The following is a 13,030-nucleotide window of genomic DNA, read 5'->3' as shown; positions in this document are numbered from 1 at the left end:
CTATGTGATTAAACTAATTCAATGACAGCCATTGGTGCGCCATCGCCGCGACGAGGTCCAAGCTTCATGATACGAGTGTATCCACCTTGGCGATCTTCGTAGCGAGTTGCAACGTCAGCGAATAATTTTTGAAGTGCATCTTGGTTTGTTTCAGCGTTAGCTACTTCATTACGAATATAAGCTGCAGCTTGACGGCGAGCATGAAGATCTCCGCGTTTGCCAAGAGTGATCATTTTTTCAACTACAGAGCGAAGTTCTTTCGCACGTGTTTCAGTTGTTTCGATGCGTTCGTTGATGATCAAATCAGTCGTTAGGTCACGAAGCATTGCTTTACGTTGTGCACTAGTGCGTCCTAGCTTTCTGTATGCCATGTGATGTCCCCTCCTTAGTTAGAGAATGCTGTATGAATAAAAAACACACGAAAATCCTAGTTCACAATGAAACTAGTCAATCGTCTTTACGAAGACCCAGTCCAAGTTCTTCTAGTTTCGCTTTCACTTCTTCAAGAGATTTACGTCCAAGGTTACGAACTTTCATCATATCCTCTTCTGTCTTGTTAGCAAGCTCTTGAACAGTATTAATACCCGCACGCTTCAAACAGTTGTAAGAACGAACAGAAAGATCAAGCTCTTCAATTGTCATTTCAAGCACTTTTTCTTTTTGGTCTTCTTCTTTCTCAACCATAATTTCAGCATGCTGAGCTTCGTCAGTTAACCCAACGAAAATATTCAGGTGTTCAGTTAAAATCTTAGAACCTAGAGCGATCGCTTCTTTCGGTCCTGTGCTCCCATCAGTCCATACATCTAGTGTTAATTTATCATAGTTTGTGATTTGCCCAACACGGGTGTTCTCCACTTGATAAGTCACACGAGAGACAGGTGTATAGATTGAGTCGATCGGAATCACACCGATTGGCTGATCGTCTCTTTTGTTTGCATCAGCAGGATTATACCCGCGACCTCTTTGTGCAGTTAAGCGAACACGGAAGCTCGCATTCTTGCCAAGAGTTGCGATGTGGAGATCTGGATTTAAGATTTCAATATCGCTGTCGTGTGTAATATCAGCAGCTGTTACAGTACCTTCATCTTGTACATCAATTTCAAGCGTCTTCTCTTCTTCAGAGTAGATTTTGAGTGCAAGCTTTTTAATGTTTAAGATAATCGTTGTAACATCTTCAACCACGCCTTCGATCGTTGAGAATTCGTGTAAGACACCATCTATCTGGATCGATGTTACAGCTGCACCAGGAAGTGAGGATAAAAGGATACGACGAAGGGAGTTCCCTAAAGTGGTACCATATCCACGCTCAAGTGGCTCTACGACAAACTTGCCATACTTGGCATCGTCGCTGATTTCAACCGTTTCGATTTTTGGTTTTTCAATTTCGATCATCTAATAAAACCCTCCTTCAAAACGTCGAAACCTCGAATAGAATCATATGAGATTCCATCCGAAATTCCTCATTGTTTAGTCCCGTATGTGCTCAGGCAACGAGTCGTGTATTCGTCTCATAAATAACTGTATCATAACCCATTATTGACAGGGACACAAAATCTATACAAACAAATTACACGCGGCGACGTTTTGGTGGACGGCATCCGTTATGAGGAACTGGAGTTACGTCTCTGATTGCAGTAACTTCAAGACCTGCAGCTTGAAGTGCACGAATTGCAGCTTCACGACCAGAACCAGGACCTTTAACAGTTACTTCAAGTGTTTTAAGACCATGTTCGATAGAACCTTTAGCAGCAGTTTCAGCAGCCATTTGTGCAGCGAAAGGAGTAGATTTACGAGAACCTCTGAATCCTAATGCACCAGCACTTGACCAAGAAATTGCGTTTCCATGAACATCAGTAATCGTTACAATCGTGTTGTTGAAAGTGGAACGAATATGAGCGATTCCAGCTTCAATATTCTTTTTCACGCGACGTTTACGCGTATTTTGTTTACGAGCAGCAGCCATTCTTTAACTACCTCCTTTACTTATTTTTTCTTGTTAGCTACAGTACGACGCGGACCTTTACGAGTACGCGCGTTGTTTTTTGTGTTTTGTCCACGAACAGGAAGTCCTCTACGATGACGGATTCCGCGGTAGCTTCCGATTTCAATTAGACGCTTAATGTTAAGTGAAACTTCACGACGAAGGTCACCTTCTACTTTAAGTTTGTCAATGATATCACGGATTTTACCAAGTTCGTCTTCAGTTAGATCGCGAACGCGAGTGTCTTCAGAAACACCTGCTTCTTTAAGGACTTGTTGCGCAGTCGTACGACCAATTCCAAAAACATATGTTAAAGAAATGACAACACGTTTATCACGTGGAATATCTACACCAGCAATACGAGCCATGATTTGGGCACCTCCTTGTTATTAGCCTTGTTTTTGTTTATGTTTTGGGTTTTCACAGATCACCATTACTTTTCCTTTTCTGCGAATAACTTTACATTTTTCACAGATAGGTTTAACAGATGGTCTCACTTTCATGTGTTTCCAACCTCCTTCTTCCGGAGTTGCTTTATTTGTAACGGTACGTAATTCTACCACGAGTTAAGTCATATGGAGATAATTCTACCGTAACTTTGTCTCCAGGTAAAATGCGAATGAAGTGCATACGGATTTTTCCTGATACATGAGCCAAAACTGTATGACCATTCTCTAGTTCAACTTTGAACATTGCATTTGGCAAAGTTTCTGCTACAGTACCTTCCACTTCAATTACATCGTCTTTCGCCATTCAAGTGTTCTCCCTTCTTCAAATCAGTAACTTGCTCTCTGACAAATGTCCAATTGAGTTTATCTCAATTGTCCATCTATCACCCGACCTGTTTTGAATATACTGTTCTGAACTTCCGGAGATACGCAACCATAAAAGGTTATATGATTGATATTTTTTCTTAGGAGAATGAAATTTACGCTTTTCTCCGTCTGCGATTAGTACATGGCAGCCACCGAACATGCCGATGACACCTGTATACTGATCTTGTTCTTTCCTTTGGACTATACAGACAACCTGCCCGATTTGGGCCTGAAAGGCTTCAGTGAAGACCTAAATCTTAGTCAGTATATCAAAACCTGTATCTGTAATCGCAATCGTATGCTCAAAGTGAGCACACTTTTTCCCATCAACCGTTACAACCGTCCAGTTATCAGCCAATGTTTTCACATATCGGCTGCCTGCGTTCACCATCGGTTCGATGGCCAACACCATTCCAGGTTTTAGCCGCGGGCCTTTGTTGGGCGGACCATAATGAGGAATTTGAGGGTCCTCATGAAGATCCTGTCCGACCCCATGTCCAACATATTCTCTAACAACTGAGAAATTCTCGTTTTCTACATACGTTTGTATGGCATGGGAAATGTTCGACAGACGTTCGCCTGGCTTTGCTTCCTGTAAGCCTTTATATAGAGATTCCTCTGTGACTTCCAGTAGTTTGCGGTCTTCATCACTGATTACCCCAACTGGATAAGTCCAAGCAGAGTCACCATGATAGCCATTTAACTTTGCGCCAATATCGATACTAATGATGTCACCATCACGTAAAACCCGTTTACCAGGAATACCGTGAACGAGTTCTTCATTCACCGAAACGCAAATGCTCCCGCGAAAACCATTATACCCTTTAAAAGATGGGATTGCACCCTGCTTTGTAATAAAACGTTCGGCAATTTGATCCAATTCTTTTGTCGAAATACCTGGTTTTATGTGTTTCTTCAGCTCTTCATGAGTCAGTGCGACAATGCGTCCAGCTTCTCTCATAATCTCAAGCTCGCGAGGAGTTTTACAGATAATCATTTATTTAATCCCCCAAGCAGGTTCTTGATATCTGCATATACATCGTTAATGTGTTTTGCACCATCAATGTTTGCAAGATATCCTTTTTCTGAATAGAAGTTCAGTAAAGGTTCAGTCTGCTTTAAGTTTACTTCAAGTCTAGTCGAAACGGTTTCTGCATTATCATCTGCACGTTGATAAAGCTCGCCTCCACACTTATCGCAAACATTTTCTTTCGCAGGTGGATTGAATACTAAATGATAGGTTGCTCCGCAATTTTTGCAAATTCTTCGGCCAGTCAGACGCTCCATCAATGCATCTTTATCGACTTTAATATTAATGACATAATCAATCGTTCTGCCAAGGTCCTTTAGAATGTCTTCTAAAGCTTCAGCCTGAGCGACTGTTCGCGGAAATCCGTCCAGAAGAAAACCTTGTTCACAATCATTTTTGCCAAGTCTTTCTCTAACAATACCGATTGTGACCTCATCAGGAACAAGCTCTCCTTTATCGATAAAGGATTTTGCTTCGAGCCCAAGTTGTGTCTCCTCTTTCATAGCAGCGCGGAACATATCTCCTGTTGAGATATGAGGGATCCCATAATCATCAACAATTCGTTCTGCCTGAGTGCCTTTACCAGCACCCGGAAGCCCCATTAAGACTAAGTTCATTTCGGATTTCCCCTTCCTTACTTAGAGAGGTTGGGCAGGAGCCCAGCCCTCTGTTTTATTTCATAAATCCACGGTAGTTTCGTTTCACTAATTGGCTTTCAAGCTGTTTCATTGTTTCAAGTGCAACACCTACAACAATGAGAAGACTTGTGCCGCCAATTTGTGCAGCGGAAGGTAATCCAGCGAATTGAATGAAAAAGATAGGAAGTATTGAAATCACGGCTAAGAAAATGGCGCCCACAAACGTGAGTCGGTACAAAATGCTCGTAATTCTATCTTGAGTCATTTTCCCTGGACGAACTCCCGGGATATAGCCACCCTGCTTTTGCAGATTTTCAGCCATTTGTTCAGGATTCACTTGGACAAAGGCATAAAAATATGTGAAAGCAACAATCAGTGCTACATAAATCGTCATACCGATTGGCTTAGTATAGTCAAAGTTGTTGGTTATCCAAGTTGTCACATTATTGGTTCCGAAGAACGATGCGACCGTCTGCGGAGTAATAATGAAAGAAACGGCAAAGATGACTGGAATCACCCCTGCTGGATTCACTTTCAATGGAAGATGCGTTGCTTGACTAGCAGACATTTGTGCACGGCCAGTTCCTTTTGAATATTGAATCGCAATCTTTCTCACTGCCATTTGAATGTAAATAACACCAATAACAATGACAAGAATAGCAATGACAATAAGGGCAATTTTCAGGATTTGCATGAACAACTGTCCATCTCCACCTACAAACTGCTGAGCGTACACTTGTTTTAATGTTTGAGGGATACCTGCGATGATCCCGGCAAAGATAATAATCGAAATACCGTTACCAACACCGTGAGCAGTAATCTGCTCTCCCAGCCACATTAAAAATGCTGTTCCCGCAGTGAGTACGACCGCAATTAAGAGGTACGTTGAAACACCTGGGTTTTCAATCAGCATGCCTCCTGCCATATTGTTGAATCCATATGACATTCCTAACGCCTGGATAAAACCTAGAACAATTGTAAAATACCTTGTGAATTGTGCTAATTTTCGGCGGCCAACCTCTCCTTGCTTTGACCACTCAGTGAACTTCGGAACAACATCCATCTGCAAGAGCTGAATGATGATCGAAGCGGTGATATACGGCATAATCCCCATTGCAAGAATGGAGAATTGGAAAAGTGCCCCGCCCCCAAACGTGTTGAGGATCCCGAAAACACTCATTTGATCCTGTGCCTGGAGAACTTCGGCGTTCACATTAGGCACAGGGATGAAAGCACCTATACGAAAGACGATTAACATTAAAAGAGTGAATATAATCTTATTCCGTATATCTTTCACGCGCATAAAATTGGAGATTGTCTTAAACAAGTTAGATCACCTCGGCTGTACCGCCAGCAGCTTCAATAGCTTCTTTCGCAGAAGCAGAGAATTTATTGGCTTTTACAGTTAATTTTTTTTCTAATTTACCGTTGCCAAGAATTTTTACTCCTGCTTTTAACTTGCTTATTGCACCAGTCTCTAGAAGAAGTTCAGGAGTTACTTCCGTTCCTTCGTCAAAACTGTTTAATCTGTCTAAGTTGATTACCGCGTAATCTTTACGGTTGATGTTTGTAAAACCACGTTTTGGAAGACGTTGGAATAAAGGCATCTGACCACCTTCGAAACCAGGGCGTACACCGCCGCCAGAACGAGCGTTTTGACCTTTATGACCTTTACCAGAAGTTTTACCGTTACCTGATCCAATACCACGACCAACACGGTTGCGTACTTTACGTGAACCTTCTGAAGGCTTCAATTCATGAAGTTTCATTTGGGCACCTCCTTATCGATTAAAAATGTTTTATTGTTCTTTAACAGAAACTAAATGAGACACCTTGTTAATCATGCCGCGGATCGCTGCATTGTCTTCATGTACGACTGTTTGGTTTGTTTTCTTAAGACCAAGAGTACGAACAGTGACACGCTGATCTTCTGGGCGACCGATTACACTGCGTTTGAGGGTAATTTCTAATTTATTTGCCATTAATGTTCCCTCCTTATCCTAACAGGTCTTCTACAGATTTTCCACGAAGCTTCGCAACGTCTTCAGCACGTTTAAGTTCACTTAAACCCTGAAGTGTTGCGCGGATCATGTTGATCGGTGTATTAGAACCTAGAGATTTAGAAAGGATATCAGCTAGACCAGCAAGCTCAAGAACCGCACGCACTGGGCCTCCAGCGATAACTCCTGTACCTTCTGAAGCAGGCTTCAATAGAACGTTTCCTGCACCGAATCGACCGATGATTTCATGTGGAATTGTAGTTCCAACCATTGGTACTTCAATTAAATTCTTTTTCGCATCTTCAACAGCTTTGCGGATCGCTTCTGGTACTTCTTGTGCTTTACCAGTACCGAAACCTACATGACCGTTTTTGTCACCGACAACAACTAAAGCTGCAAAACGGAAACGACGTCCACCTTTAACAACTTTCGCTACGCGGTTAACCGTAACTAAGCGTTCTTCTAACTCTAATTTGCTTTGGTCAATACGACTCATTCGGATGTGTCCCTCCTTCTTTTATTAAAATTTAAGTCCAGCCTCACGAGCAGCTTCAGCTAGAGCTTTTACACGTCCATGATATAAATATCCTCCGCGGTCAAATACCACGTTAGAGATTCCTTTTTCAACAGCACGTTTTGCAACAAGTTCGCCAACTTTAGTAGCAGCTGCAGCGTCAGAACTATTCTCGATCTTTAACTCTTTATCAAGAGTAGAAGCACTTACAAGTGTTACACCGTTAACATCATCAATTACTTGAGCGTAGATGTTCTTGTTAGAACGGAAAACGTTAAGGCGAGGTCTTTCAGCAGTACCTGAAAGTTTCGCACGAACACGAGCGTGTCTTTTAAGACGAGTAGCGTTTTTGCTAGTTTTCGTAATCATCCGAGTCACTCCTTTCTTCACATTAAGCGATCTTACTTACCAGTTTTTCCTTCTTTACGGCGAACGAATTCACCTTCGTAACGAATTCCTTTACCTTTGTAAGGCTCTGGAGAACGGACAGCGCGGATGTTAGAAGCTAGAGCTCCCACACGCTCTTTATCGATACCTTTAATGACTACTTTCGTTTGAGATGGAACTTCGACTTCAACTCCAGCCTCAGGAACGATTTCAACTGGATGAGAGTATCCAACGTTAAGAACAAGTTTGTTTCCAGATTTAGCTGCACGGTAACCGACACCGATAAGTTCTAAACCTCTTTCGAAACCTTTAGATACACCTTCAACCATGTTTGCAATTAAGCTACGTGTTGTACCATGTAATGCACGGTGTTCTTTATGATCAGACGGACGGCTTACAGTTAAGACGCTGTCCTCAATTTTAATTTCCATATCAGGGTGAAATGTACGAGTTAGTTCACCTTTTGGTCCCTTTACTGTCACTGTGTTATCGTTGTTTGTCACAGTAACTCCTGAAGGGATCTCGATTAGTTTTTTACCTATACGAGACATACCAAGCACCTCCATTCATCTTAAACTTTTTTTACCATACGTAAGCAAGTACTTCTCCACCAGCTTGTTTAGCACGGGCTTCTTTGTCCGATAAAACACCTTGTGATGTAGAAATAATTGCGATTCCAAGTCCGTTAAGTACACGTGGTACTTCATTTGATTTCGCATATACACGTAAACCAGGTTTACTGATTCTTTTAAGACCAGTGATAACACGTTCGTTGTTTTGGCCATATTTAAGGAACATACGGATAATTCCTTGTTTGCTGTCTTCTACATATTCAACGTCACGGATAAAACCTTCACGCTTTAAGATTTCAGCAATTTCTCTTTTGATTTTTGAAGCCGGTACTTCTAGCTTCTCATGACGTACCATGTTCGCATTGCGAATACGAGTCAGCAAATCTGCAATCGGATCTGTCATAACCATTATTTAATAACCTCCTTCCCATTTATGGGGATTACCAGCTGGCTTTTTTAACGCCAGGAATTTGTCCTTTATATGCAAGTTCGCGGAAACAAATACGGCAAAGTTTAAACTTGCGAATTACTGAATGTGGACGTCCACAACGTTCGCAGCGCGTATACTCTTGAACTTTAAACTTTTGTTTGCGTTGTTGTTTCGCAATCATAGACTTTTTAGCCACGATTTCGCCTCCCTTTCATTGATTATTTCTGGAACGGCATACCTACTTGAGTTAATAACTCACGTGCTTCTTCGTCCGTATTGGCAGTCGTAACGATAACGATATCCATACCGCGGACTTTTGTTACTTTATCGTAATCAATTTCTGGGAAGATTAACTGTTCTTTAATACCAAGCGTGTAGTTTCCACGACCGTCGAAAGATTTCTTAGAAATCCCGCGGAAGTCACGTACACGTGGTAAAGATACAGAAATAAGTTTATCAAGGAAATCGTACATGCGCTCTCCGCGAAGTGTTACTTTCGCACCGATTGGCATTCCTTCACGTAGACGGAATCCAGCAATAGACTTCTTCGCACGAGTAACGACAGGTTTTTGACCAGCGATAAACGTTAATTCTTCAACAGCAGTATCGATTGCTTTAGCGTTTTGAACGGCGTCACCAACACCCATGTTGATCACGATTTTTTCGATTTTTGGCACTTGCATTACTGATTTGTATTCAAACTTAGAAACTAATGCAGGTGTAATTTCTTTTACATACTTTTCTTTAAGGCGGTTCATGAGAAAGACCTCCCTTCCTTATTTACTATTTATCTAGAACTTGCCCAGATTTTTTCGCTACACGGACTTTCTTTCCGTCCTCAACTTTATACCCAACACGTGTCACTTCACCCGTTTTAGGATCAAGCGGCATTACGTTTGATACGTGGATCGGCGCTTCTTGTTCAGAAATTCCGCCCTGAGGGTTAGCTTGGGTTGGTTTAGAGTGTTTTTTCACAAGGTTAATACCTTCTACTAAAACACGGTCATTCTTAGGGAAAGCAGCAAGGATGACTCCTTGTTTACCTTTATCTTTACCAGAGATAACCACTACTTTATCGCCCTTTTTAACATGCATTTAATCGCACCTCCTTGAGTCGCGGATTGTATTCATTAAAGTACTTCTGGTGCTAGAGAAACAATTTTCATATAGTTGTTTTCACGAAGTTCACGTGCTACTGGTCCGAAGATACGAGTTCCACGTGGGCTCTTGTCGTCACGGATAATGACACATGCATTTTCATCGAAGCTGATGTAAGATCCATCGTTTCTACGAGCTCCGCTCTTTGTACGAACGATAACTGCTTTCACAACTTCACCTTTTTTGACAACGCCTCCTGGTGTTGCTTGTTTAACCGTACAAACAATGACATCACCGATGTTAGCCGTCTTACGTCCAGAGCCACCAAGAACTTTAATCGTTAGTACTTCGCGTGCGCCAGAGTTGTCAGCTACTTTTAAACGAGTCTCCTGTTGAATCATTAATGTTACCTCCTTTCGGAAAAAGAAATCCGAACTTTATTAGATAATAACGGCTTCTTCGACAACTTCAACTAGACGAAAGCGTTTAGTCGCAGATAAAGGACGAGTTTCCATGACCTTTACGATGTCTCCGATTTTTGCTTGGTTGTTTTCATCATGTGCTTTGAACTTTTTAGAGTATCTTACACGTTTGCCATAAAGTGAATGCTTTTTGTATGTTTCAACTACAACAGTGATGGTTTTATCCATTTTGTCAGAAACAACACGACCTTGATACACTTTACGTTGGTTACGTTCGCTCATGTTTGCGGGGCCTCCCCTCTAATTATTATTTATTAGCAGCGATTTCTCTTTGACGAATCACAGTTTTCATGCGTGCGATTGATTTACGCACTTCACGAATGCGAGCAGTGTTTTCAAGCTGCCCAGTCGCTAATTGGAAACGAAGATTGAAAAGTTCTTCTTTAAGAGACTTTACTTTTTGTTCAATTTCAGCAGTGGTAAGGTCACGAATTTCATTAGCTTTCATTTGATTCACCACCAATTTCTTCACGTTTTACGAACTTCGTTTTAATTGGCAATTTGTGAGATGCAAGACGAAGAGCTTCACGAGCAACTTCTTCAGACACACCAGAAATTTCAAATAAAACTTTGCCTGGTTTTACTACAGCCACCCATCCTTCTGGAGCACCTTTACCGGAACCCATGCGGACCTCTAGAGGTTTAGCTGTGTATGGCTTAGAAGGGAAAATTTTAATCCAAACTTTACCGCCACGTTTCATGTAACGAGTCATAGCAATACGAGCAGCTTCGATTTGACGGTTCGTGATCCAAGAAGCTTCTTGAGCTTGGATACCGTACTCACCGAAATGTACTTCAGTACCACCTTTTGCACGTCCACGCATTTTTCCACGATGTTCTCTGCGATACTTCACGCGTTTTGGCAATAACATATTATTTTCCTCCTTCCGCAGTATTCTTCTTAGTTGGAAGGACTTCTCCACGATAGATCCATACTTTTACGCCAAGCTTACCATAAGTAGTGTCAGCTTCAGCAGTAGCATAGTCGATGTCAGCACGAAGTGTGTGCAACGGAACAGTACCTTCACTGTAATATTCAGAACGAGCAATATCAGCACCGCCAAGACGACCAGAAACCATTGTTTTGATTCCTTGTGCTCCAGCACGCATTGTGCGTTGGATTGTTTGTTTTTGTGCACGACGGAATGAAATACGATTTTCAAGTTGACGAGCGATGTTTTCAGCAACTAGCTGAGCATCAAGATCTGCTCTCTTGATTTCAAGAATGTTGATGTGTACACGTTTGCCAGTTAGGCTGTTAAGAGCTTTACGAAGTGCTTCAACTTCAGATCCGCCTTTACCAATTACCATACCTGGTTTAGCCGTGTGGATTGTGATATTTACGCGGTTTGCAGCACGTTCGATTTCTACTTTAGAAACAGACGCGTCAGACAAACGCTTGCTGATGAATTCACGGATTTTCAAGTCTTCATGTAAGAAGTCAGCGTAATCTTTTCCTGCGAACCATTTAGATTCCCAATCACGAATGACGCCAATACGAAGACCTACTGGATTTACCTTTTGACCCACGGATTATCCCTCCTTCTTTTCTGATACAACGATTGTAATGTGGCTAGTACGTTTGTTAATTGCGCTCGCACGACCCATAGCACGTGGACGGAATCTCTTAAGTGTTGGACCTTCGTCAACGAATGCTTGAGTAATCACTAGGCTGTTAGCGTCCAACTCGTAGTTGTGCTCAGCGTTTGCGATAGCAGATTTTAATACTTTTTCAATAATTGGTGAAGCAGCCTTAGGTGTAAGGTTTAAGATAGAAACTGCTTCTCCTACTTGCTTACCTCGGATCAGGTCCATTACTAGACGTGCTTTACGAGGAGCAATACGGACTGTTCTTGCGACAGCTTTAGCTTGCATTTAAAAGCCTCCTCTCATTAGCGTCTTGTTTTTTTATCGTCACTAGCATGACCTTTGTAAGTACGGCTTGGTGCGAATTCGCCCAATTTGTGACCTACCATATCTTCAGAAATGAAAACAGGTACATGTTTGCGTCCGTCATAGACAGCGATTGTGTGACCGATGAATTGTGGGAAAATTGTAGAACGACGAGACCAAGTTTTTACGACTTGCTTTTTGTCAGTTTCATTCAATTTCTCGACTTTAGCCATCAAATGATCATCAACAAATGGTCCTTTTTTTAAGCTGCGAGCCATTGTGGAACCTCCCTTCGTGATTGATCTACGGTCCTAAATGAACCGTAGACAACCCCGTTACTTGTTTTTACGACGACGTACAATGAATTTATCAGACTTGTTGGTTTTCTTACGAGTCTTGAATCCAAGAGTCGGTTTACCCCATGGAGACATTGGTGATTTACGTCCGATTGGAGCACGTCCTTCACCACCACCGTGTGGGTGATCGTTAGGGTTCATTACAGAACCACGAACTGTTGGGCGTACGCCTTTCCAGCGTGAACGTCCAGCTTTACCGATGTTAATTAATTCGTGTTGCTCGTTTCCAACTTGACCGATAGTCGCACGGCAAGCAGAAAGAATCATACGAACTTCTCCTGAGTTCAAACGTACAAGAACGTATTTACCTTCTTTACCAAGAACTTGAGCAGAAGTACCAGCAGAACGAACTAATTGTCCACCTTTACCTGGTTTTAATTCAATGTTATGCACAACTGTACCAACTGGGATGTTGATAAGTGGAAGAGCATTACCTGGTTTGATGTCAGATTCTGGTCCAGAAGTAACTTCAGTACCAACTTGGATTCCTTTCGGAGCAAGAATGTAACGTTTCTCACCATCTGCATAGTTTACAAGAGCGATGTTCGCTGAACGGTTTGGATCATACTCGATTGTAGCAACGCGTCCAGGTATACCGTCTTTATCACGTTTAAAGTCGATGATACGGTATTGACGTTTATGACCGCCACCTTGATGACGAACAGTCATTCTACCTTGGTTGTTACGTCCGCCTTTTCTGTGAAGCGGCGCAAGCAACGATTTTTCTGGTTTGTCAGTCGTGATTTCAGCAAAATCTGAAGTAGTCATGCCACGACGACCATTACTGGTTGGTTTATACTTTTTAATCGCCATTTTGAATTTCCCTCCTTCTTT

General features: G+C 42.0%; 26 protein-coding genes and 1 pseudogene. All 27 read right to left on the bottom strand.

The features are described from left to right. Positions 1-8: 8 nt before the first annotated feature. Entirely contained in the window at positions 9-371 is a 363-nt protein-coding gene (rplQ, locus tag MHH41_RS00880; protein WP_003216944.1) for a 50S ribosomal protein L17, read from the bottom strand. A gap of 76 nt (positions 372-447) precedes the next feature. Next, positions 448-1,392, bottom strand: a complete 945-nt coding sequence (locus MHH41_RS00875) for a DNA-directed RNA polymerase subunit alpha (RefSeq protein WP_003217009.1) — start codon at positions 1,390-1,392, stop codon at positions 448-450. 175 nt (positions 1,393-1,567) lie between these two features. Further along, entirely contained in the window at positions 1,568-1,963 is a 396-nt protein-coding gene (gene rpsK, locus MHH41_RS00870; RefSeq protein ID WP_003217231.1) for a 30S ribosomal protein S11, read from the bottom strand. A 20-nt stretch (positions 1,964-1,983) separates the two neighbouring features. Continuing rightward, positions 1,984-2,349: a 30S ribosomal protein S13 gene (gene rpsM, locus MHH41_RS00865; RefSeq protein ID WP_003217023.1), complete on the bottom strand. Its 366-nt coding sequence runs from the start codon at positions 2,347-2,349 to the stop codon at positions 1,984-1,986. A gap of 21 nt (positions 2,350-2,370) precedes the next feature. Further along, complete coding sequence (rpmJ, locus tag MHH41_RS00860; protein ID WP_003156543.1) at positions 2,371-2,484, bottom strand: 50S ribosomal protein L36; 114 nt, start codon at positions 2,482-2,484, stop codon at positions 2,371-2,373. Between the two features lie 31 nt (positions 2,485-2,515). After that, positions 2,516-2,734 (bottom strand): translation initiation factor IF-1, encoded by a 219-nt coding sequence (gene infA / locus MHH41_RS00855; protein WP_003217190.1) that lies wholly within the window; start codon positions 2,732-2,734, stop codon positions 2,516-2,518. Then, positions 2,712-3,019 (bottom strand): annotated as a pseudogene (locus tag MHH41_RS00850) (KOW domain-containing RNA-binding protein). Before MHH41_RS00850 ends, infA begins: the two are co-directional and overlap by 23 nt. 27 nt (positions 3,020-3,046) lie before the next feature. After that, positions 3,047-3,793 carry a type I methionyl aminopeptidase gene (gene map / locus MHH41_RS00845; protein WP_003217210.1) on the bottom strand — a complete coding sequence of 249 codons (747 nt, stop codon included), beginning with the start codon at positions 3,791-3,793 and terminating at the stop codon, positions 3,047-3,049. Then, positions 3,790-4,443 (bottom strand): adenylate kinase, encoded by a 654-nt coding sequence (locus MHH41_RS00840; RefSeq protein ID WP_310428313.1) that lies wholly within the window; start codon positions 4,441-4,443, stop codon positions 3,790-3,792. The genes map and MHH41_RS00840 overlap by 4 nt, the downstream gene beginning before the upstream one ends. A 55-nt stretch (positions 4,444-4,498) precedes the next feature. Next, positions 4,499-5,791, bottom strand: a complete 1,293-nt coding sequence (secY, locus tag MHH41_RS00835; protein ID WP_012008710.1) for a preprotein translocase subunit SecY — start codon at positions 5,789-5,791, stop codon at positions 4,499-4,501. Position 5,792: 1 nt separating this feature from the next. After that, positions 5,793-6,233: a 50S ribosomal protein L15 gene (gene rplO, locus MHH41_RS00830; RefSeq protein ID WP_003216888.1), complete on the bottom strand. Its 441-nt coding sequence runs from the start codon at positions 6,231-6,233 to the stop codon at positions 5,793-5,795. 30 nt (positions 6,234-6,263) lie between these two features. Continuing rightward, positions 6,264-6,446 carry a 50S ribosomal protein L30 gene (rpmD, locus tag MHH41_RS00825; protein WP_003217067.1) on the bottom strand — a complete coding sequence of 61 codons (183 nt, stop codon included), beginning with the start codon at positions 6,444-6,446 and terminating at the stop codon, positions 6,264-6,266. A gap of 13 nt (positions 6,447-6,459) precedes the next feature. Next, on the bottom strand, positions 6,460-6,960 hold the full coding sequence (gene rpsE / locus MHH41_RS00820; RefSeq protein WP_003217179.1) for a 30S ribosomal protein S5: 501 nt from the start codon (positions 6,958-6,960) through the stop codon (positions 6,460-6,462). A 24-nt stretch (positions 6,961-6,984) separates the two neighbouring features. Next, positions 6,985-7,347: a 50S ribosomal protein L18 gene (rplR, locus tag MHH41_RS00815; RefSeq protein ID WP_003216951.1), complete on the bottom strand. Its 363-nt coding sequence runs from the start codon at positions 7,345-7,347 to the stop codon at positions 6,985-6,987. Positions 7,348-7,379: 32 nt separating this feature from the next. Beyond that, positions 7,380-7,916: a 50S ribosomal protein L6 gene (gene rplF / locus MHH41_RS00810; RefSeq protein WP_003217186.1), complete on the bottom strand. Its 537-nt coding sequence runs from the start codon at positions 7,914-7,916 to the stop codon at positions 7,380-7,382. A gap of 31 nt (positions 7,917-7,947) precedes the next feature. Then, positions 7,948-8,346, bottom strand: a complete 399-nt coding sequence (rpsH, locus tag MHH41_RS00805) for a 30S ribosomal protein S8 (protein WP_003217040.1) — start codon at positions 8,344-8,346, stop codon at positions 7,948-7,950. 31 nt (positions 8,347-8,377) lie between these two features. Further along, positions 8,378-8,563 (bottom strand): 30S ribosomal protein S14, encoded by a 186-nt coding sequence (rpsN, locus tag MHH41_RS00800; RefSeq protein WP_008356542.1) that lies wholly within the window; start codon positions 8,561-8,563, stop codon positions 8,378-8,380. A gap of 22 nt (positions 8,564-8,585) precedes the next feature. Further along, complete coding sequence (rplE, locus tag MHH41_RS00795) at positions 8,586-9,125, bottom strand: 50S ribosomal protein L5 (protein WP_003217159.1); 540 nt, start codon at positions 9,123-9,125, stop codon at positions 8,586-8,588. Between the two features lie 25 nt (positions 9,126-9,150). Further along, complete coding sequence (gene rplX, locus MHH41_RS00790) at positions 9,151-9,462, bottom strand: 50S ribosomal protein L24 (RefSeq protein ID WP_003217151.1); 312 nt, start codon at positions 9,460-9,462, stop codon at positions 9,151-9,153. A gap of 35 nt (positions 9,463-9,497) precedes the next feature. Next, on the bottom strand, positions 9,498-9,866 hold the full coding sequence (gene rplN / locus MHH41_RS00785) for a 50S ribosomal protein L14 (RefSeq protein WP_003216882.1): 369 nt from the start codon (positions 9,864-9,866) through the stop codon (positions 9,498-9,500). 39 nt (positions 9,867-9,905) lie between these two features. Beyond that, positions 9,906-10,169 carry a 30S ribosomal protein S17 gene (gene rpsQ / locus MHH41_RS00780; RefSeq protein WP_003216906.1) on the bottom strand — a complete coding sequence of 88 codons (264 nt, stop codon included), beginning with the start codon at positions 10,167-10,169 and terminating at the stop codon, positions 9,906-9,908. Positions 10,170-10,194: 25 nt separating this feature from the next. Then, positions 10,195-10,395 carry a 50S ribosomal protein L29 gene (gene rpmC, locus MHH41_RS00775; RefSeq protein ID WP_003217155.1) on the bottom strand — a complete coding sequence of 67 codons (201 nt, stop codon included), beginning with the start codon at positions 10,393-10,395 and terminating at the stop codon, positions 10,195-10,197. Beyond that, on the bottom strand, positions 10,385-10,819 hold the full coding sequence (gene rplP / locus MHH41_RS00770; protein WP_003217039.1) for a 50S ribosomal protein L16: 435 nt from the start codon (positions 10,817-10,819) through the stop codon (positions 10,385-10,387). The genes rpmC and rplP overlap by 11 nt, the downstream gene beginning before the upstream one ends. Before the next feature lies 1 nt (position 10,820). Continuing rightward, positions 10,821-11,477, bottom strand: coding sequence for a 30S ribosomal protein S3 (gene rpsC / locus MHH41_RS00765; protein WP_003217241.1), 657 nt, complete (start codon positions 11,475-11,477; stop codon positions 10,821-10,823). Between the two features lie 3 nt (positions 11,478-11,480). Beyond that, complete coding sequence (gene rplV, locus MHH41_RS00760; protein WP_007496316.1) at positions 11,481-11,822, bottom strand: 50S ribosomal protein L22; 342 nt, start codon at positions 11,820-11,822, stop codon at positions 11,481-11,483. A 17-nt stretch (positions 11,823-11,839) separates the two neighbouring features. Next, on the bottom strand, positions 11,840-12,118 hold the full coding sequence (rpsS, locus tag MHH41_RS00755) for a 30S ribosomal protein S19 (protein WP_003216920.1): 279 nt from the start codon (positions 12,116-12,118) through the stop codon (positions 11,840-11,842). Positions 12,119-12,175: 57 nt separating this feature from the next. Next, positions 12,176-13,009 (bottom strand): 50S ribosomal protein L2, encoded by an 834-nt coding sequence (gene rplB, locus MHH41_RS00750; protein ID WP_003217065.1) that lies wholly within the window; start codon positions 13,007-13,009, stop codon positions 12,176-12,178. Between the last annotated feature and the right edge of the window lie 21 nt (positions 13,010-13,030).

Source organism: Bacillus sp. FSL K6-1145, from assembly GCF_038003425.1.
Lineage (GTDB): Bacteria > Bacillota > Bacilli > Bacillales > Bacillaceae > Bacillus > Bacillus pumilus.
The sequence above is the reverse complement of the archived record's forward strand: the minus strand, read 5'-3'. Positions and strand labels throughout refer to the sequence as shown.